This is a genomic window from Pantoea sp. 18069 (assembly GCF_902706035.1).
In the GTDB taxonomy this organism is placed as follows: domain Bacteria; phylum Pseudomonadota; class Gammaproteobacteria; order Burkholderiales; family Burkholderiaceae_C; genus Comamonas.
Genome location: NZ_CACSJA010000159.1, coordinates 1 through 380 on the forward strand (window position 1 = coordinate 1; position 380 = coordinate 380).

Below are 380 nucleotides of genomic sequence, written 5' to 3' on the forward strand. Positions count from 1 at the left end.
CACCGGGGTTCCTCTTTCGCATCTGCTTGAACTGCGACAGGAAGGAGAAGAACCAGACGAATCCGGCGCTGCGCTCAGACAGGGGCACCGAAACCTTGTGGTTGTCATTCCGAATGCGGATTTTGGCAACAGTCCCGCTATTGAAGGGGGCGGGATCCTCGGAGAGGCCTTGGGCAAGCGCTATCTCTACACTGAGCGCGTCGTTCTGACTCCAAAACTCGAAGATCTCATCGGTAATTTCATTGGAGGCGGCTTGGCAACGTGCGTTGAGCTCTTCCAGGCGTGTGCTGGACTGCAATTCGCTGACCGACGTCCCGGCGTACTCGAGGAAGTCGAGGAAAATCTGGTCACCCGGGGAGATCGTCGCGCCGCTTTGGGTG

1 protein-coding gene is annotated in these 380 nt (G+C 57.9%); it reads right to left on the reverse strand.

Annotation, left to right across the window (positions count from 1 at the left end; translation table 11 throughout):
* Positions 1–380 (reverse strand): hypothetical protein (locus GVL12_RS26040; protein WP_200844116.1); only part of this gene is annotated, 380 nt, incomplete at both ends.